Origin of the sequence: Paractinoplanes atraurantiacus, assembly GCF_900215205.1 — a bacterium.
GTDB classification, from domain to species: domain Bacteria; phylum Actinomycetota; class Actinomycetes; order Mycobacteriales; family Micromonosporaceae; genus Actinoplanes; species Actinoplanes atraurantiacus.
This window is the reverse complement of sequence record NZ_OBDY01000006.1, coordinates 153,357-171,473: the sequence shown is the minus strand read 5'-3', so window position 1 is coordinate 171,473 and position 18,117 is coordinate 153,357. Positions and strand designations below refer to the sequence as shown.

The 18,117-nt window shown below is 71.7% G+C and carries 17 protein-coding genes; 9 read left to right on the top strand and 8 right to left on the bottom strand.

Annotated features, from left to right (window positions below):
- Window positions 1-44: 44 nt before the first annotated feature.
- The 7 genes from CRP55_RS16685 (at window position 45) to CRP55_RS16655 (ending at window position 5,529) form a co-directional block, all read left to right on the top strand.
- On the top strand, window positions 45-1,034 hold the full coding sequence (locus CRP55_RS16685; protein ID WP_097320979.1) for a LacI family DNA-binding transcriptional regulator: 990 nt from the start codon (window positions 45-47) through the stop codon (window positions 1,032-1,034).
- Window positions 1,035-1,101: 67 nt separating this feature from the next.
- A complete protein-coding gene (locus CRP55_RS16680) occupies window positions 1,102-2,106 on the top strand; it encodes a 5'-3' exonuclease (RefSeq protein WP_245923054.1) in 1,005 nt (334 codons plus the stop codon).
- A gap of 121 nt (window positions 2,107-2,227) precedes the next feature.
- Window positions 2,228-2,926 (top strand): energy-coupling factor ABC transporter permease, encoded by a 699-nt coding sequence (locus CRP55_RS16675; RefSeq protein ID WP_097320977.1) that lies wholly within the window; start codon window positions 2,228-2,230, stop codon window positions 2,924-2,926.
- Complete coding sequence (locus CRP55_RS16670) at window positions 2,923-3,291, top strand: PDGLE domain-containing protein (RefSeq protein WP_097320976.1); 369 nt, start codon at window positions 2,923-2,925, stop codon at window positions 3,289-3,291. Before CRP55_RS16675 ends, CRP55_RS16670 begins: the two co-directional genes overlap by 4 nt.
- Window positions 3,291-4,052, top strand: a complete 762-nt coding sequence (gene cbiQ / locus CRP55_RS16665; RefSeq protein WP_097320975.1) for a cobalt ECF transporter T component CbiQ — start codon at window positions 3,291-3,293, stop codon at window positions 4,050-4,052. Before CRP55_RS16670 ends, cbiQ begins: the two co-directional genes overlap by 1 nt.
- On the top strand, window positions 4,052-4,834 hold the full coding sequence (locus tag CRP55_RS16660; protein WP_097321175.1) for an energy-coupling factor ABC transporter ATP-binding protein: 783 nt from the start codon (window positions 4,052-4,054) through the stop codon (window positions 4,832-4,834). The genes cbiQ and CRP55_RS16660 overlap by 1 nt, the downstream gene beginning before the upstream one ends.
- Window positions 4,835-4,896: 62 nt before the next feature.
- Window positions 4,897-5,529 (top strand): TetR/AcrR family transcriptional regulator C-terminal domain-containing protein, encoded by a 633-nt coding sequence (locus CRP55_RS16655; RefSeq protein ID WP_245923053.1) that lies wholly within the window; start codon window positions 4,897-4,899, stop codon window positions 5,527-5,529.
- Between the two features lie 224 nt (window positions 5,530-5,753).
- On the opposite strand, the gene CRP55_RS16650 is transcribed toward CRP55_RS16655, so the two are convergent.
- The 3 genes from CRP55_RS16650 to CRP55_RS16640 are packed head-to-tail and all read right to left on the bottom strand — an operon-like array spanning window position 5,754 to window position 13,052.
- Window positions 5,754-7,136 (bottom strand): WD40 repeat domain-containing protein, encoded by a 1,383-nt coding sequence (locus CRP55_RS16650; RefSeq protein WP_101536197.1) that lies wholly within the window; start codon window positions 7,134-7,136, stop codon window positions 5,754-5,756.
- Between the two features lie 48 nt (window positions 7,137-7,184).
- A complete protein-coding gene (locus tag CRP55_RS16645; protein ID WP_245923051.1) occupies window positions 7,185-11,951 on the bottom strand; it encodes a PDDEXK-like endonuclease domain-containing protein in 4,767 nt (1,588 codons plus the stop codon).
- Window positions 11,952-12,008: 57 nt separating this feature from the next.
- A complete protein-coding gene (locus CRP55_RS16640; protein ID WP_097320971.1) occupies window positions 12,009-13,052 on the bottom strand; it encodes an oxidoreductase in 1,044 nt (347 codons plus the stop codon).
- Window positions 13,053-13,104: 52 nt separating this feature from the next.
- Between CRP55_RS16640 and CRP55_RS16635 the strand changes: the two genes are divergently transcribed.
- Window positions 13,105-13,449 carry a MerR family transcriptional regulator gene (locus CRP55_RS16635; protein ID WP_097320970.1) on the top strand — a complete coding sequence of 115 codons (345 nt, stop codon included), beginning with the start codon at window positions 13,105-13,107 and terminating at the stop codon, window positions 13,447-13,449.
- A gap of 20 nt (window positions 13,450-13,469) precedes the next feature.
- Window positions 13,470-13,781, top strand: a complete 312-nt coding sequence (locus tag CRP55_RS16630) for a DUF1905 domain-containing protein (RefSeq protein WP_438865798.1) — start codon at window positions 13,470-13,472, stop codon at window positions 13,779-13,781.
- Window positions 13,782-13,810: 29 nt separating this feature from the next.
- Here CRP55_RS16630 and CRP55_RS16625 read toward each other — a convergent pair whose 3' ends face one another.
- The 5 genes from CRP55_RS16625 to CRP55_RS16605 form a co-directional block, all read right to left on the bottom strand.
- A complete protein-coding gene (locus tag CRP55_RS16625) occupies window positions 13,811-14,140 on the bottom strand; it encodes a hypothetical protein (protein WP_097320969.1) in 330 nt (109 codons plus the stop codon).
- Between the two features lie 124 nt (window positions 14,141-14,264).
- The gene (locus CRP55_RS16620; RefSeq protein WP_245923050.1) at window positions 14,265-15,749 is read right to left on the bottom strand and encodes a serine hydrolase domain-containing protein; all 1,485 of its coding nucleotides are present in this window, start codon (window positions 15,747-15,749) and stop codon (window positions 14,265-14,267) included.
- A 59-nt stretch (window positions 15,750-15,808) separates the two neighbouring features.
- Window positions 15,809-16,246: an HNH endonuclease gene (locus CRP55_RS16615; protein WP_097320967.1), complete on the bottom strand. Its 438-nt coding sequence runs from the start codon at window positions 16,244-16,246 to the stop codon at window positions 15,809-15,811.
- Between the two features lie 114 nt (window positions 16,247-16,360).
- Window positions 16,361-17,191, bottom strand: a complete 831-nt coding sequence (locus CRP55_RS16610) for a carbohydrate ABC transporter permease (protein ID WP_245923048.1) — start codon at window positions 17,189-17,191, stop codon at window positions 16,361-16,363.
- On the bottom strand, window positions 17,188-18,114 hold the full coding sequence (locus CRP55_RS16605; protein WP_245923046.1) for a carbohydrate ABC transporter permease: 927 nt from the start codon (window positions 18,112-18,114) through the stop codon (window positions 17,188-17,190). Before CRP55_RS16605 ends, CRP55_RS16610 begins: the two co-directional genes overlap by 4 nt.
- Between the last annotated feature and the right edge of the window lie 3 nt (window positions 18,115-18,117).

Below are 18,117 nucleotides of genomic sequence, written 5' to 3'. Positions count from 1 at the left end.
ATATCCTGCCCCGGGTGAGCGTGAAGCGCGGACGACCGCCGGGCATGATGGACGTGGCCCGGCTGGCGGGGGTCTCCCATCAGACAGTCTCACGGGTGCTCAACGAGCACCGGAACGTGAGCGAGCAGACCCGTCTCAAGGTGCAGGCCGCCATCGCCGAACTCGGCTATCGGCCCGACCGGGCGGCGCGCGCCCTGGTCACCGGCACCTCCAAGGTGATCGGCGTGGTCACCCAGAACACGGCCCTGTACGGGCCGGCGATGATGCTCACCGCGTTCGAGGAGGCCGCTCTGGCGACCGGTTTCGCGGTGAACGTGGGTAGCGTCCGCAACCTCGACGAGCGCTCCATCGCCGACGCCGTCGAGCGCCACCTCGATCAGCGGGTGGCCGGGCTCGTGGTGATCGCCCCCGTGGCGAGCGCCGGCCCGGCCCTGGCCCAGCTGCCGGAGGACGTGCCGCTGGTCACCATCGACGGCGACCCGGAGCGCACCAGCACCCTGGTCACGGTCGATCAGGTGGCCGGCGCGCGGGCGGCCACCGAACATCTGCTGGCGGCCGGCCACGAGACGGTCTGGCACATCTCCGGCCCGTCCGACTGGTTCGACGCGGCCGGCCGGGTGCGCGGCTGGGAGTCGGCGCTGCGCGACGCCGGCCGTGAGATCCCGCCGCTGCTGACCGGCGACTGGGGCGCGGCCTCCGGATATCGCAACGGCCAGTTGCTCGCCCGCCTGCCCGAGGCGACCGCGATCTTCACCGCCAACGACCACATCGCGCTCGGCCTGCTGCGCGCGCTCAACGAGCACGGCCGGCGCGTGCCCGAGGACGTGAGCATCGTCGGCTTCGACGACGTCCCCGAGGCCGAGTACTTCACCCCGCCGCTGACCACCGTGCGGCCCGACTTCGACGCCGCGGCGACGGCGACCCTGGAGCTCCTGCTCGCCCAGATCGACGAGGAGGCCACCGCCGACGCCGCGCGGCGCACCATCGCACCGTCCCTGGTCGCCCGGGAGAGCGTGGCTCCCCCGCCGGCCTGACGCCCAGTCCCCCGCCGGGGCCATCAGGGGAGTGATGGTTCCGGCGGGCCCGCGTACCCTCTTTGAGGTGCCGCTGCTTTTGGTCCTCGACGGGAACAGTCTCCTGCACCGGGCCTACCATGCCGGCGCCGGTGACGGCTGGGTCGACGCCGACGGCCGGCCGATCTGGGCCTTGCGCGGGCTTTTCGGATATCTCGCCCGGGCCGCCGCCCACCTGCGCCCCGACGCCCTGATCGTCGGTTTCGACTGCCCTTCCTCGTCGGCGCGGCGCCTCACCTACCCCGCGTACAAAGCTCACCGCCCCGACAAGGCGCCCGACCTGACGGCCCAGCTGCTGGAGGCGCCGTCGCTGCTGCGCGACGCCGGCGTCTGCACGGTGGTGCACGAGTCCTGGGAGGCCGACGACGTGCTGGCCAGCGCCGCCGCCTCGGCCCGCCGCGACGGCTGGCGCTCGGTGCTGATGACCAGCGACCGCGACGCGTTCGCCCTGCTCGACGAGCACACGTCGGTGCTGCGGGTCCGCAACGGCGGTTTCGACGAGGCCGTTCTCGTCGAGGCCTCGGGCCTGCCCGATCTCTACGGCGTGCATCCCTGGCAATACCGCGACTTCGCCGCGCTGCGCGGCGACCCTTCCGACAACCTTCATGGTGTACGCCGCTTCGGCGCGGCGACCGCGGCGAAGTTGCTGGCCGCGTTCGGCAGTGTCGAGGCCGCCTGGGAGGCCGGCGCCGCCCTGGTCCGCGACGCCGTGGGCGACCACGCCGCCAGGCACTTCACCGACCCGGCGGCCCGCGAGATCGTCGACCGCAACCGCGAGCTGATGAGGATGCGCCTCGACCTGCCCATCCCGCCGCTGGCCTCGGCCCGCCTGCCCCTGAGCATGACTGTGATGAGAAAGGCATTGCGGACGCGCGGCATCAATCTCGGCCCCTCGCTGTGGGCCCTGACCGGCGGCTCGCCCCCGGTCGTGGAGGACGGCGCCGACCCGATTCCCGAGGTCAGGCCGTGGGTTTTCCGTGGTGGCCTGACCGCGCGCCGCGATCCGACGCCGGGTCAGCTCTCCCTCTTCTAGCGTCTTCGCACCCCCCGCTTAACTTGATCTTCAGACTGACGTCTAGTTGCCAACTCTTTGCAACAGCATCTCTGCGCCAATATGCTGCGGACTCCGGGGACATTCTGAGAGGAGGCCCGTCATGGACACGACGGCGATGCACATAGCCAACGGCATCGTGAACGGACCGGTGTCAGCGATCTTCGCCGTCTTCGCGGTCGTGGCGCTGGCTTTCTGCGTCCGCAAGGCCCGAGCCGACCTGGACGACCGGCTCGCCCCCATGGCCGGCCTAGTGGCGGCGTTCATCTTCGCCGTGCAGATGCTGAACTTCCAGGTCCTGCCGGGCGTCTCCGGCCACCTGCTGGGCGGCACCCTCGCGGTGATCCTCGTCGGCCCCTGGGTCGGCGCGCTCTGCGTCTCCACCGTCCTGATCGTGCAATGCCTGCTCTTCGCTGACGGCGGCCTCACCGCCATCGGCCTCAACATCACAAACATGGCGCTGCTCGGCACCGCCGCCGGATATCTGCTGGTCGTCGTCCTGCTGCGCTTCCTGCCGAAGACCCCGGCCGGCCTCGCCGCCACCGCCCTGATCGCCTCGATCATCTCCGTGGTGATCGCCTCGCAGGGCTTCGTTCTCGAGTACGCCCTCGGTGGCACCACCGAGCTGTCGCTGCCGTGGGTCTCCGGCACCATGGCCGGCGTCCACCTCCTGATCGGCATCGGTGAGGGCGTCATCGCCGCCACCACCGTCGCCACGGTCGCCCGGGTCCGCCCCGACCTCGTCTACGCCCTGCGGCGCTTCCGCAAGCCGCTCACCGTCGAAGTGGGAGCCCCGGCATGAGCAAGCGACTCGGATGGTTCCTGGCCGGCGGCCTGCTGGTCGCCCTGCTGCTGGCCGGCGTGGCCAGCAGCTTCGCCTCGGGCAGCCCCGACGGCCTCGACTACACCGCCCGCGAGGGCTGCACTTTCAACGCCGAGGGCGAGATCACCGGCGGCACCTGCATGGCCCAGCAGGAGGGCGACCACCAGCTCTCCGGCAGCCCGCTCGCCGACTACGGCATCAAGGGCATCGACAACGAGTTCCTCTCCACGGGCCTCTCGGGCGTCCTCGGCGTCCTGATCACCTTCGGCATCGGCGGCGGCGTCTTCTGGCTGGCCCGCCGTCGCGGCCGGTCCACGGCCGGCACCACCGAAGCCGGCAACTGATGGGCGCCGGGCACGCTCACCCCCTCCACCTGCTGCGCGAGAGCCCGGTCCACCGGCTCGCGCCCGAGGTCAAGATCGCCGCGGTCCTGTTCTTCACCATCATCGTGGTGATCACCCCGCGGACCGAGTTCTGGGCCTTCGGTGGCTACCTCGTGCTTCTCGTGGCGGTGGCGGTGGCGGCGCGCGTGCCCGCGCTGTGGCTGGCCAAGCGGGCCACCATCGAACTTCCCTTCGTCCTGCTCGCCGTGGCCCTGCCCTTCTTCGGCCAGGGCGAGCGGATCACCTGGCTGGGCATGTCGCTGTCGGTCGACGGCCTGCACGGCGCCTGGAACATCTTCGCCAAGGGCACCCTCGGCGTCCTGGCCTCCCTGCTCCTGGCCGCGACCACCACCATGCGCGACTTGATCCTGGGCCTGGACCGCCTGCGCTGCCCTGCGGTCTTCACCCAGATCGCCACCTTCATGCTGCGCTACCTGGACGTCCTCGCCGACGACGCCCGCCGCATGCGGATCGCCCGCCTGGCCCGCGGCTACGACCCCCGCTTCCTCTGGCAGGTCAAGGCCTTCGCCGTCAGCGTCGGCTCCCTGTTCCTGCGCGCCTACGAGCGCGGCGAGCGCGTCTACCTGGCCATGGTCGCCCGCGGCTATCAGGGCCGCCTCCCCCGCCCGGCCGACGACCGCGCCCCCACGAGCCAGTGGCTGGCCGCCGCGGCCCTGCCCGCAGCCACCGCGGGGATCGCCCTCGCCGCCGCCCTGGGATGATGATCGGAATGAGCGAGACGGAAACGGCGCTGCGGGTCGCCGGTGTGCACTTCGCCTACCCGGACGGCCACGTCGCCCTGCGCGGCGTCGACCTCACCATCCCCGCCGGTGAGCGCGTCGCCCTGCTCGGCCCCAACGGCGCCGGCAAGACCACCCTCGTGCTGCATCTCAACGGCATCCTGCACGGCGGCACCGGCACCATCGAGGTCGCCGGCGCCCGCGTCGACCCCGCCGACCGGGCCGGCCTCGCCGAGATCCGCCGCCGGGTCGGCATCGTCTTCCAGGACCCCGACGACCAGCTCTTCATGCCCACGGTCGCCGAGGACGTGGCCTTCGGCCCGCAGAATCTGGGTGTACGCGGCGACGAGCTCACCGCCCGCGTCGACGAGGCCCTCGCCGCGGTCGGCATGTCCGAGCACCGCGACCAGGTCCCTCATCACCTCTCCTTCGGCCAGCGCCGCCGCGTCGCCGTGGCCACCGTGCTGGCCATGCGCCCCGAGATCCTCGTCCTGGACGAGCCCTCCTCCAACCTCGACCCGGCCAGCCGCCGCGAACTGGCCGAGATCCTCGAACCGCTCCCGGTCACGGTCCTGATGGTCACCCACGACCTCCCCTACGCCCTGCAGCTCTGCCCTCGCTCCGTGATCCTCGACGCCGGCCGCATCGTCGCCGACGCACCCACCGCCGGCCTGCTCGCCGACGAGGACCTCCTGCGGGCCCACCGCCTCGAGCTGCCGTTCGGCTTCGACCCGGTTTCCGCCGCGGCCCGGCTGCGCGCCTGACCGCACGCCCGCCACGGCACGCGATGACGGATCCGGGCAAGCGCACTCCAGGGCCGCGCCACGTGCCCTCCGAGGCCGAGATCCTCGACGCGGCCCTGGACCTGCTCGATGCGGGCGGCCCGAAGGCGGTCACCATCCGCGGCGCCGCGGCCGCCATCGGGGCGGCGCCCCACGCGGTCTACACGTACTTCGCTGACAAGGCCGCGCTGGAGCGGGCCCTGCTGGAGCGCCTGCTGGATCTCCCGGAGAAGATCACCGGCGCCGACGACTGGCGCTCCGAGGTGGAACAGCTCGCTCTGGAGCTGCGGCGCCGCCTCGCCGCACATCCGGGCGCCGTCCCGCTGCTGATCGGCGGCCCGCTGGACGGCCCCGGCCCATGGCGCTTCGGCGAGCGCCTGCTCACCCTTCTCACCGAGGGTGGCCTCGATCCGGCGGCCGCGGCGCGCGGCTCGTACGCCGTCATGGTCTTCGTCCTGGGCTCGATCGCCCTCGAGGTGGCCGATGTGCCGGGGGCGGGCGCCTTACCCCCGGAGACCGAGCGCGTCGACGCGCGCCGGGCCGCCCTCAGCGAGGTGCCGGCCGGCACCTATCCCCGCACCGCCGCGGCCGCGGGCGTCATGGCCACCTGGGTCGGCACGGAACAGTTCCGCTGGGGTCTCCAGCGTCTGCTGGACGGGTTGGCGCTACACCCGTAATAGCCCTCTCTTGTCGAGTCAATCCGGTGACCGAACGCTCCGCCAAGCCTCGCCCACCGACACGTGCGGCTCCGACCCTAGACCTCGCCCGCCCAAGATCCTGAGTTATCCACAGTGGAAAAAGTTGTCCACAGGCGGCGCGATTGGCACACCGGGCGATCGCGCCGAGGGCTAACTTCTCGGGCATTCGAGCGAGAGGAGCCGGAGCCGTGATCCGAGAGGTCCTAAGCGGAGAGAGCCCCGTCCGCGCCCAGCGCGAGGATCACAAGTTCGCCCCGGTGGTCGGTGGCGGTCAGGCGCTGGTCGTCGAGTCGCTGCAGGGTGGCGACGCCGCTGCCGAACTCACCGGCCAGGCGCGGCCCGACCGGCGGGCCGGTCCAGTCGACCGTCCAGGCGAAGAGGCGGAAATCGTACGAGGCGGCGACCACCACCGTGGCCTCGGCCGAGCCGAGCAGGGCGACGGTGCGCACCGGCTCCGGCGCGCGCAGCGTGACGCCGAGCTCGACCTCGTAGGCCTTCGGGTCGAGACGGATCAGGCGGATCGCCTGGTGAGCGGCGGTGACGACGATCCGGTCGGCGAGCGCGTCGACCGCCCGGACGGGCAGCTCGTGCTCGACGATGACCGTGCGGTCGCCGAGCGGGCCGGCGGTGACCACGCGGTCGTCGGCCACGATCATGCCGTCGCGGAAGGCTACCGACGGGGACGACGGCTCGCCCGCCTCCTGGCGCGAGTAGCCACCGGAGAAGACGTCGAGCAGATAAGGACGGTCGCCGAACGACGCGACCGCGACCGCGCGGCCGCCGATGGCGAGCGAGCGCGGCCGGATGGCCGGGTCGATGTGCCGCCAGAGCACCCGGTCGGTGGCGTCGACGGAGAGGACGGTGCCGTCGTAGCCGCCGGCGATGACATAGCGGCCGTCCGGGGACCAGGTGACCGCCCGCAGCGGCGCCGTACCCGGTCGAAGCGTCCGGATCGGGTCGAGCTGAGGCGTGCGCAGCTCGATCGCGCCGTCCCGGCGGGCCAGCGCCAGCGTCGCCGCGTCGGGCGACCATGCGCAGGCCTCCGCGGCGGGCGCCTGCCGGGCGGCGAGTGGATTAGGATCGCCGGCCAGGTCACGCACGGAGACCATGCCGCTCGAGCCGACCGAGGCGACCAGACCGCCGGCGCTGATGTCGAGGCGCAGGCAGTCGCCGACCTCACCGAGGTACTTCTCGCCGAAGGCGTGCCAGACGGCGGCCCGGCCGTCACCGAGCTGGCAGAGCAGGTGCTGCCCGTCGGGCATCCAGTGCACGGCGGTGACAGGGGCCGGGTGGCCACCGAGGACCTTCATGACGGCCGGCGGACGGTCGTCGACCACGCGCCAGACCGCGGCGGCGCCGTCGGCCGAGCCGGTCGCGAGCAGGTCGGCGGCAGCCGGGTTGAAGGCGGCCCCGAGGACGGCCGACCGATGGGCTAATTCGGTCAGCCTGGTCGGTCGGGCCGGGTCGCTGGTGTCCTGCACGAGGACCCCGCCACCGTGGGAGCCGCTGGCGAGCCGTCGACCGTCGGCACGGAACGCGACACAGCTGACCGGCGCGGCACCGGCCGCGGCGCTCCCTGATGTCACCCGAACCATGCTGGACATGAACCAGCAACGAGTCAATACGGCAATCGGTCAGGAGACGGGTTGAAGACGTACAAGATCCACCCTTCGGTACGACTGGCCGGACGACGCCGGGAGCGCGCCCACGGCCTCCTCGATGGCAGCACGCAGGCGCGCTTCCTCTCCCGGACGGTCGCGGTGCCACGCGGTTCCCCAGATCCGGTGCAGACGCCAGCCGAGTCCGGCCAGGATCTCGGCGCTGATCCGGTCGCGGTCGCGCGCCGCGGCGATCGAGGCGTATCGGGGGCCGTCACATTGGATGCCGAGCGCGTACACCTCGCCGTCGTGCGCCGGGTGCCGCACGCCGACCTCGACGCGGAATCGGTCGGCGCCGACCGACGACCGCACCCGATATCCCCACGACTCCACCACCGCGGCGATCTCCTCGGCCATCGGGTCGACGGCGGACGGGAGCGGCGACGGCGCCAGGCCGCGCTCCGCGTACTCCAGATAGGCGGACAGATGCCGTACGCCCGCGTTGGCCGACGCCGGGATGTCCCGCGACCGGATCGAGGAGACGATCTCCACGCGCCGCCGGGCCCGGGTGATCGCCACGTTGAGCCGGCGCACGCCGTTGCGCTGGTTGAGCGCGCCGAAGTTCGTGCTGATCTTCCCCTCCTCGTCGTGGGCGTATCCGATCGAGAAGATCATGACGTCGCGTTCGTCGCCCTGCACCGACTCCAGGCTCTTGACGAACAGGCCGTTGAGCCGGTCGCCGTCGAGGAAGCGCTCCAGTCCCGGGTGCTTGGCGACCGCGCGGTCAAGGGCCGCCTCGATCGCCTCGGCCTGGGCGACCGAGAAGGTGACCACGCCGAGCGACTCCTCGGGCCGGGTGGTGAGGCTGTGCACGATCCGCTCGGCGACCCGCTCCGCCTCGACCGGGTTGTCCCTGGTCGTGCCCCGGCGGTAGACGCCACCGGCCAGGATCAGCTCCACGCCGGCCTCCGGGTCGGAGGCGTTCGCGCACGGGAACGTGATGAGCCGCGCCTGGTAGAACGCGTGGTTGGCGAACGCGATCAGCGCCTCGTGCCGGCTGCGGTAGTGCCACGCGAGCGCAAGCGTACGGAAGGCGCCGCAGGCCTTGGCCAGTTCCAGCACCGACTGGAAGTCGTTGACGTCCGTCGCCGCGTCCTCCGACGGCTCGTCCTCGCTCTCGGGGTCAGACGGGTCGGAGGGGTCGGACGGGTCGACGAGGTCGGATTGGGCCGAGGGGTCGGAGGCGGACGAGACCGCGAAGAAGGACGTCGGCGGCAGCTGCTTGTCGTCGCCCGCCACGATCATGGCCGACGCGCGGTAGACGCAGTTCACGGCGTCGCCGGGTGTGATCTGCGAGGCCTCGTCGAAGACGACCACGTCGAAGCTCAGGTCGGACGGGAGGAACTGGCTGACCGCGAGCGGCGACATGAGGAAGCAGGGCTTGACGGCGAGCACGGTGTCCCGCGCCCGCCCGATCAGCTCACGCACGGCCAGGTGCCGGGTCTCCTTCATGCCTTCGCGGCGCAGCAGGGCGACGTCCTCCGGCAGGAGCCCGGCCGCCTTCCGCTCACTGAGGACAGTCGCGATCGCCGCCGGGGCGGCGCCGGCCAGCGCCGCGTCCATCCGGCGGAACTCCTCGACCAGGCGGTCCCGCTCGGCCGAGCCGCCCGGGTGCAGGCGCCGGTCGGAGCGGATCACCGCGTCGGCCCACGCCGCGAGCAGCGCCCGGTCGAGCACTCCCCGGAGGTGCTCGGGCGGAACCCGTTGCTCGGCGCAGGAGCCGACGGCCGCGTCCATCCCGTGCGCGGCGAGCGCCCGCCGGGCCGCGAGGTGGCCGAACCACTCCTCCTGTCCGGCGCGGTCGGCGATCAGGTCGTCCAGGAAGCTGCTGGTGTACGCGTCCAGCGCCGCACTGATCTCCTCGTGCCGACCGGGTGCGAACGCGGCGATGACGCCGTCGCGCGCCTGCTGCCAGGCGCCGGCCCGTTCGGCCAGCGTGCCCGCGGCCTCGCAGGCGCTCAGGGCCGCCGCCTGTTGCTCGGTCAGCGGCCGGTCCGTGCCCGTGGCGAGCCGCCGGGCGGCCGCCGCCCAGCCGATCGCCTCGTCCAGGCCCTCGCCCAGCCCAGCCAGGGTGTCGTCCTCGTCCGCGCGCGACGCGAGCTGTTCCTCCGCCTCCACGACGGCCTTGCGCAGCCGGGCGAGCCGCAGCGCCTCGGCCAGGTCGACGTCCCGCTCGCAGGCCCGGCTGTAGGCACGCAGCGCCGTCGCGGCGGCCTTCAGCGGCTCCACCTGGGCGCGCAGCGCGGTGATCTCCTCGCGGATCGTCTCGGCCTGGGGCTCGCGGACCCGGCGCGCCTGCGCGGCGATCCGCGCCATCCCCGGGACCGACTTGCCCACCTGGTCGGCGACCTGGGGCACGGCCTCCGGCGGCGAGAGCCGCAGCACCTCCCCGGCCACCTGCACCGCCTCGTGGATGGCGTTGAAGTCGGTGGCCTGGCGCCGCCAGTAACGGCCCAGCAGGGGCGCGTACTGCCGCTCGGCGGCGGCCTGCTCACGCAGCGCCACCTTCCAGGCCACGGCCGTGCCGAGATGGGCGACCGCCTCGGCCGGGGCCATCGCCGGCTGGGCGAAGGCGGCCACGGCCTCCCAGTCCCGGCGGTACGCCCGGAACAGCTTCCGCAGGCCGCGGTGCACATTGGTGAGCCGGTCGGAGAGTTGCTCCACCGGTTGCTCGACGATCGACTCGTGGAAATACCGCCGGGCCTGCGCCTCGGCCGCGGCCACCGCCTCGGCGGAGCGGCGCAGCGCGGTGGCGGCGGCCGACACCGTGGCCAGCACGCCGGCGCCGAACCAGAACGGCTCCGGCCGGTTCGGTCGCGACGCGAGGTCGGCGATCGCGGCGAGCCGTGCCAGGTCGGCGAAGGTGACGATCGGCGGCAGGCCGAGCCGCGACGCGATCGGGCCGGCGTCGTGCAGCACCTCGTCGAGCATGTCGGCGTCCTCGAGGTGCCGGTGGGCGGCCTCCTCGGCGGCGTCCGCGGTGAGCGTGCGCGGCTCCAGGGCCGGTGGCGCGACATCGGGCAGCTCGTGCCACTCGACACCGGCCGCGGAGCGGACGGCCACCCGTGCCTGCCGGACGGCGGTCAGGTCACGGCTGCGGCGCTCGGCCGAGCGGCCGACCGGCTCCAAGGTGGCCGTGGTGAGCCACTCGCCGGGCACGCCATCGGGGCGGCGAGCGGCATGGGTGACGAGGGCGGCAAGATTGCCGGCCTGGGAGGGTCGGGTGACGCTGAACGCCTCGGCGGCGGCCCCGTTGCGGCCGGCGACCTCGGCCAGCGCCCGCAGGGCGGCGCGGGCGCGGCGGAGGCGGTCGTCGAGGGGCTCCCGCTCGATCACGTCCCGCCACAGGAAGTCGCCGGCGATCGGCCGCCAGCAGCGGGCGAGCTCGTCGGCGGCCTCGCCCACCCGCTCGAGCGACTCGGGCGTCAGCGAGTTGACCGAGACGTCCGGCAGCGGGACCTCGGCCGGCCCCAGCGAGCCGAGTACCTCGTAAAGGCTCCGGCCCAGCGGCTGACGCACCTCGTTCATGGCGACGGCGTAGGCGCTGAGGCGCTCCCGCCGGTCGCGAAGCTGCTCGCGGTCGACGGAGCGGACGCCGGAGCGGACGCGGACGCCGGAAGGGTCGGCGGAGCGATCGGAGGAACTGCCGGCACCGGGCACCGGCTGGTCGTCGAGTGCCGCGGCGAGCTCGCGGGCCACCTCCTTGCGGGTCGCCTTGTGACTGTGCAGCTCGAGCAGGTATCCGTCCAGGCCGGCGCTCGCCAGCCGGGAGTGCACCACCTCCAGCGCGGCCGCCTTCTCCGAGACGAACAGGACACGCTTGCCCGCGTGCAGAAGGCAGCCGATCATGTTGGCGATCGTCTGCGACTTGCCGGTGCCGGGCGGCCCGTCGAGCACGAAGCTGTGGCCGGCGACCGCGGCGGCGACGCAGGACCGCTGGGAGGCGTCCGCGTCGAGCACCAGCGGCATGTCCTCCGGCGGGGCGAGACGGTCGATGTCGGCGGTGGGGATCGGGTCGAACCCGCCGCCGGGCTCGCCGCCGGCGAGCGCGCGGATCAGCGGGTGGGCGGCGATGCGCTCCTCGTTGTCGAGCAGGTCGCGGTACATCGCCTCCTTGTGGAAGGAGAAGGTGGACAGCAGGACCGTCTCGTCGGCGTGCCAGTCGCGCCCGCCGATCGCCTCGCGGAGCCGGGCCAGATAGGCCGGCACGTCCAGCTCGGCCAGGCTCCCCGCGGCGGGCATGTCGACGCCGAGCCGGCGCAGGCGTACGGAAAGAGCGGGGTTGACCACGGGGTCGTCGCCGGTGGACCGCAGGCGGGGGACGTCGCCGGGGCCCAGCGCGGTCAGCTCGACCGGAAGGAGCAGGACCGGGCTGGTGAAGACGACGTCCTCCTCGTCGCGCCAGCGCAGCATGCCGGCGGCGAGATGCAGCACCGGCACGCCGCGGTCGAGGAAGTCCTGCCGCGACTTGCGCAGCAGGCGGCGCAGCTGGCCGCCGAGCGCGGAGGCGGTGAGCTCCGTCTTGAACAGGCCACCGGCCTCGGGCTTGGCGCCGAAGGCGAGGAAGCCGTACTCCCGGCCGTCGCGGATCGCGCGCACCACGTCGCCGGCCGGCGGGCCCTGGACGTCGACCGTGCCGGTCTCGGACCGCTTGAAGTTCAGCAGCCGGTTTCCGGCGTCGAGATTGACCAGGCCGTCACGCCAGGCACGCAGGGCCGCACGCTCCGCAGAGAACTCGGACATGCAACACATTTCATCAACTGGCGCTCACGTTCGCTGGCGAATCACCAATCCTGTTGCTCACCAATAACGATCCTCGTCCGCCTTCCGGTAATCGTTGATCTCGTCGAGCCGGCCCTCGCCGGCCAGGCGCACCCAGGCCGGGTTGCCCAGCAGCACCCGGCCGAGGGCGATCAGGTCGTACTCGCCCCGGCGGCGGCGGTCGAGCAGCTCGGTCATCCGCGACGAGCCGACGAAGTCCCGCGTCAGGCCGACCGAGCCGACCGTGATCGACGGCAGGCCGGTGAGCCGCTTGGCCCAGCCGGCCAGGTTGAGCGGGCTGCCGTCGAAGGCCGGCTCCCAGAAACGCCGCTGGGAAGCGTGCAGCACGTCGGCCCCGGCGGCCGCGAACGAGACGAGGATCGCGCCGAGCTCCGCCGGCGTCTCCGCGATCCGAGCGGCATAGTCGCGCTCCTTGAACTGCGAGAACCGCACGATCAGCGGCATCGACGCCGGGATCTCGGCGCGGACGGCGCGGATCACCTCGGCCGGGAAGGCGGCCCGGTCGGCGCCGAAGCGGTCGGCCCGGCGGTTCGTGAAAGGCCACAGGAACTCGTCGAGCAGGTAGCCGTGGGCCGCGTGGATCTCGACGGCGTCGAAGCCGGCTCGCACGGCGGCACGAGCGGCTCGGGCGTACGCGTCCAGGAGCACCGGGAAGTCCCGGCCGGACATGGCGTGAGTGCCGGGCCGCCCGGCCTCGGGAACGGCGGAGGGCGTCCAGGCCCGTACGCCGTCGACGGGCTCCCGCTGGCTGCCGAGATGCCAGAGCTGGGCGGCGATCCGGCCGCCGGCCGCGTGCACCTCGTCGGTGACCAGGCGCCAGGCCGCCTCGCGCATGCGGGGGACGTCCGTCTCGTGCCCTGCCGACGGGTGGTCGATCAGCACGCCCTCGGTGATGATGAGGCCGACGCCGTTCTCGGCGCGGCGGCGGTAGTAGGCGGCCGTGCGCGGCGTGGGCGTTCCACCCGGCGACTGCGAGCGCGTCATCGGCGCCATCACGAACTGACTGCTCAACGACATGCCGGCCAGCGCGACCGGCTCGCTCAGGGCGCTTGTGGTCATCATGGAGCCACGGTAAAACTTGACATCCGTGTGAGGGTCAAGAGGAGTTTCTGTGATGCGCATCGGAGATCTGTCGGCCACGACCGGAGCCAGCCCCCGATCCCTGCGCTACTACGAGGAGCAGGGGCTGCTGACCAGTTCGCGGAGCGCGGGCGGGCAGCGGCACTATCCGGAGACGGCGGTCGAACGGGTACGCCTGATCCAGTCGCTGCTGTCGGCCGGTCTGAACAGCGCCACCATCCAGGATGTCCTGCCCTGCATCAACGACGAGGCCATCCGTACGCCATGGCTGGCCGCACGCCTGACGTCCGAGCTCGAACGGGTCGAGTCGCAGATCGAAGACCTGCACCGGACCCGCGCCGTCCTGGCCGGGCTGGTGAAGCAGTACCGCGTCGAGTGAAAGTGTCATACCCCCGTGCCATGCTGCGGGGCGTGAGGGTCGACTTCGAGAACGAGCTGTGGATCTGGGACGCTCGCAAGGGTGAGAGCTGGACCTTTGTGACCCTGCCGATGGAGGCGTCCGAGGACATCCGCCATCTGACCGAGGGCATCCGGCGGGGGTTCGGTTCGCTGCGCGTGCGGGCCTCGGTGGGCAGCAGCACGTGGCAGACCTCGATCTTCCCGGGCAGTGATGGCGCCTTCGTCCTGCCGATCAAGCGCGCCATCCGTAAGGCCCAGCACCTCGAGCCCGGCGACACCGCTGCCGTCACCGTCCAGCTGCTGGACTTGTGAAGGCAGCGGTGACTGAAACCGGCGGCGGGTCAGAACCAGCGGCGACGGCGGTAGTGGCCGTGGTGCCGGTAATGGCCGTGATGACGGTAGTGGCCGTGGTAGCCGGGGGCCTGGCGGTAATGGCCGTGGTGGCCGTAGCCGCCGGGGTAGGCGCCCGGATGTCCGTACGCGCCCGGGTGCCCGTAAGCGCCTGGGTGGCCATACGCGCCGGGGTGCTGCCCATACGGGCCCGGGTGGCCGTAGGCGCCGTGGTGGCCCTGGCTGCGGGCGATTCGGTGGTTCACTTCGCGCAGCATGCCGTCGACAACCGCGTTGTGGCCGCCTCCGTGGCTGCGCTTCTGCAGTTTCGAAGCGACCATCGAAAGCACAAACCTCTTGAATCCACCGCTCATCGGTTCCAGCCTCCCTGCCTGGTGACCATCAACGGTACGTGGTGAAGTCGAGCACCAACTGTGACTCCGCTGGCGGTTTCCTGAGACGGACCTAGGCCACGTCGGGCCGCGTCATCAGCGGCGACCGCAAGTGCAGGGCCAGATCGGGCTTGGTCAGGGGTACGACGCTCCAGATCGCGGTGGCCTTGTCGCCGTCGATCACCAGGCGTACCCAGTGCGGGGTGGTGATGACGAAGAGGTGGGCGACGAACGTGTCGCCCTGCCACGCGCCCGACGCCACGACCGGGCGGCCCAGCGGCGCGCTCTCCCGCCACGCGCCGTGACCGACCTCGACGGCGCCGATCGACTCGAGATGCAGTCGCCATCCCCCGCCGACCGGCTCGACTCGCACAGTGGAGCCCTCGGGCAGCGCCGAGTCCGGGGCGGCGACGACAGCCGGGCTGGGAGCGGCACGGGCCGGGCTCGGAACAGCGCGAGCCGGGCTCGAAGCGGCGCGGGCCGGGGTCGAAGCGGCGCGAGCGGGGCTCGAAGCCGCGCGCGCCGGGCTCGGAACAGCGCGAGCCGGGCTCGGAACAGCGCGAGCCGGGCTCGAAGCGGCGCGCGCCGGGCTCGAAGCGGCACGGGCCGCGCCTTCCACCAGCGGGAAGGACAGTGTTCGGAGGCGGGCGGCCAGGAGCGCGTCGTCCTGTGGGGTGTCCGGGTGGTCGATGCCGGGGGCCAGGCAGTCCCAGATCGCGTTCGGCGTGGTCCACGGCTCGGGGCTGTGGCTGGTCACGACCACCACGAGGTCGAGCGAAGGGAAGACCACACAATGCTGGCCGAAGGCGCCGTCGGCGTAGAAGCCGTGCTCGCCGATCCAGATCTGGTAGCCGTAGCCGCTGGCGGAATCGTCCTCCAGCGGCACGCGGACCGAGTGCGGCCGGGTGGCCCGTTCCACCCACTCCCCCGGGATCAGCTGCCGGTCGCCCCATCGGCCGCCGCGCAGCAGCAACTCGCCGAAGGCGGCCACCGCCTCGGTCGTCAAATGCAGGCCGTGGAAGCCGAACGCCTTCCCGCTGGCCACCCGGTCCCACTCGGCGTGCTCGATGCCCATCGGGCGCAACAGCCGCTCGTCGAGCAGCTCCCGCAGATCACGGCCGCTGACCCGCTCGACCATCCGGGCCAGCACGAATGTCGTCGCGTTGTCATAGGCGAAACCGTCGTGGCCGAACGGCACCCGCAGGAAGCCGGCGACCAGGTCGCCCGGCGACAGCTCCCACGCCTCGGCCAGACTGTCCTCGCCATGGCCGGCCGTCATCGACAGCAGGTCGTGCACGGTGACGCGGCGGGCCCGTTCCGAGATGTCGTCCGGCACGTGGTCGGGCAGCACGTCGACCACCCTGTCGTCGAGGGACAGCAGGCCGTCCGCGATCACGAGTCCCACCGCCATCGAGGTGAACGACTTGGTCACCGAGTAGAGCAGGGTCGGGCGCTCGGCCGAGTACGGCGCCCACCAGCCCTCGGCGACGACGTGGCCGTGGCGGACGACCATGAGGGAGTGCCCCTCGACGGCGCGCTGCTCGAACCAGTCGAGCAACGCGCCGATCGAACGGGACGAGACCCCCTGATCAGCGGGAGCCGAACGCGGGAACGGCATCAGACGAAAGCCGCCCAGGCCGGGGCCGCCGGCGTCACCCGCAGGGGCATGCGGGCCTCGGCCGGAGTACGGTCGCTCTTGCGCTGGTTGCAGCTGCCGCAGGCGGCCACGGTGTTGACCCACGTGTTCAGGCCGCCGCGCGAGCGGGGCAGCACGTGGTCGATCGTCGAGGCGGCGCGGCCGCAGTACGCGCAGCGGCGGCCGTCGCGGGTCAGGACGCCGGCGCGGGACCAGGACGGGCCGCGGCTGTGGCGCCAGCGCGTGACCACGTACGAGACGAGGCGCACCACCGTCGGCATCGGCCAGACGCCGATCACCGCGTCCGGTTCAGACTCGTGAACCTCGGCCACCTGCCGGACCAGCATGCGGACGGCGTGCCGCAGGCTGACCCGGTGCAGAGGGCCCAGATCCGCATTGATGACAAGTACGTCGCTCACGTCGGCTCCCCTCAACACAGGGAACTTTAAAAAGAGCGCCGATGGATGATCAATCGAATAACGCACGGCGCCGGGCCACAAAGGACCCGGCGCGACGTGCGAAGCGATACCGTCTCAGCCCTTGATGGCCCCCGCCGTCATGCCGGCCACGATGCGCTTGTTGAAGAACAGGAACATCAGCAGCGGCGGAATCGTGATCAGCAGGATGTCCATGAACAGCAGGTTGTACTGGGTCGAATATTGACTCGAGAAGTTGTACAACGTGAGCTGCACCGTCGCGTTCTGATCGCCCGGCAGGAAGTACAGCGGATTGACGAAGTCGTTGAAGACCGTCACCGACTGCACCACCACGACCGTGATGATGACCGACCGCAGCAGCGGCAGGATCACCCGGAAGAACAACCGCAGCGGCCCGGCCCCGTCGATGATCGCCGCCTCGTCCAGCTCGCGCGGGATCGTCGCGATGAACGCCCGGAACAGCAGAATGCAGAACGACAGGCCGAACGCCACCTCGACCAGGATCAGCCCGGGCATCGTACGGAAAAGCCCCAGTTTCTGAAGCACCCAGATCGTCGGCACCACGGCCGGCGGAATGATCAGGCCGGACAGCACCAGGAAGTTGATCAGGCCGGTCCAGCGGGTGCGCCGGCGCTGCAGGGCAAAGGCCACCATCGCCGCCAGCACCACCAGGATCGACACGCTGGCCACGGTCAGGATCGTGCTGTTGATGAAGGCGATGATCAGCATGTAGTCGCGGGCCTGCACGACGTCGACGAAGTTCTGCACGAGCTGGAACCGCGTCGGCCATGAGAAGTCCAACAGGGACGCCTGCTGCCGCGACTTCACCGCCGTGAGCAGGATGAACGCGAAGGGCACCAGGAACACCACGACCGAGAGCAGGATGGCCGCGACGCTCATGAAAAGGTGGGGACGGCGAGAGGTCACAGGTCCACCTCCTTGGAGTTCAGGAAGCGTGACAACGGGAAGATGATGGCCGTGACCAGCAGGAACAGCACCACGTTGCCCGCCGTCGACAGGCCGTAGAAGCCCGCCTGGTACTGCTTGTAGATCACCGACGCGATGACGTCGGAGGTGAAGCCCGGCCCGCCCCGGGTCATCGCCCAGATCAGGTCGAACGAGCGCAGGCCGCCGATCAGCGACAGCAGGATCACCGTGAAGGTCGCCGGGCGGGCCAGCGGCAGCACGATGCTGCGGAAGTTCTGCCAGGCCGAGGCGCCGTCGACGCGGGCCGCCTCGAAATACTCCTGCGGGATCGACACGATGCCGGCGATGTAGATCAGCGTGGCCAGGCCGACGCCCTTCCACACGTCGACCAGGGCGACCGACAGCAGCGCGTACGACGGGTCGGTGAGCCAGCCCGGGCCCTGGATCCCGATCAGCGCGAGCGACTGGTTGATCAGGCCGTCCTCGGGGTCCATCAGGATCGTGAAGGTGAGCCCCACACCGATCGTCGAGACCAGCACCGGGAAGAACACCACCGAGCGCAGGTAGCCCCGGCCGATGATCTGCGAGGTCAGCAGGACCGCCAGGCCCAGGCCGAGCACTACCTTCAGGCCGGACGTGACCACCGCGTAGATGATCGTGTGGGTGAGGCCGGAGACGAGCGCCGGCTCCTTGAAGAAGGTCACGTAGTTCTCGAAGCCGATGAACTTCGAGCTGAACATGTTCCAGCGCGTCAGGCTGAAGTAGAACGACGTCACCGTCGGGATGACGAACAGCACGCCGTAGACGATGGCCGCCGGCAGGTAGAACCAGTGCGGGTACGGGCTCTTGGCCCGCTTGCCGCCGGCCGGCCCGGCCGCGCGGGTGCGCGACCGGGCGGACGACTTCTCAACGATCGCGGTCAAAGC

Excerpts from the sequence above, each read along its gene's own strand:
- CRP55_RS16675 (WP_097320977.1), top strand. The coding sequence starts at position 2,228 with ATGGACACGACGGCGATGCACATAGCCAACGGCATCGTGAACGGACCG.
- CRP55_RS16630 (WP_438865798.1), top strand. The coding sequence starts at position 13,470 with ATGCTGCGGGGCGTGAGGGTCGACTTCGAGAACGAGCTGTGGATCTGG.
- CRP55_RS16645 (WP_245923051.1), bottom strand. The coding sequence starts at position 11,951 with ATGTCCGAGTTCTCTGCGGAGCGTGCGGCCCTGCGTGCCTGGCGTGAC.
- CRP55_RS16625 (WP_097320969.1), bottom strand. The coding sequence starts at position 14,140 with ATGGTCGCTTCGAAACTGCAGAAGCGCAGCCACGGAGGCGGCCACAAC.
- CRP55_RS16640 (WP_097320971.1), bottom strand. The coding sequence starts at position 13,052 with ATGATGACCACAAGCGCCCTGAGCGAGCCGGTCGCGCTGGCCGGCATG.
- CRP55_RS16635 (WP_097320970.1), top strand. The coding sequence starts at position 13,105 with ATGCGCATCGGAGATCTGTCGGCCACGACCGGAGCCAGCCCCCGATCC.
- CRP55_RS16670 (WP_097320976.1), top strand. The coding sequence starts at position 2,923 with ATGAGCAAGCGACTCGGATGGTTCCTGGCCGGCGGCCTGCTGGTCGCC.
- CRP55_RS16660 (WP_097321175.1), top strand. The coding sequence starts at position 4,052 with ATGATCGGAATGAGCGAGACGGAAACGGCGCTGCGGGTCGCCGGTGTG.
- cbiQ (WP_097320975.1), top strand. The coding sequence starts at position 3,291 with ATGGGCGCCGGGCACGCTCACCCCCTCCACCTGCTGCGCGAGAGCCCG.
- CRP55_RS16685 (WP_097320979.1), top strand. The coding sequence starts at position 45 with ATGATGGACGTGGCCCGGCTGGCGGGGGTCTCCCATCAGACAGTCTCA.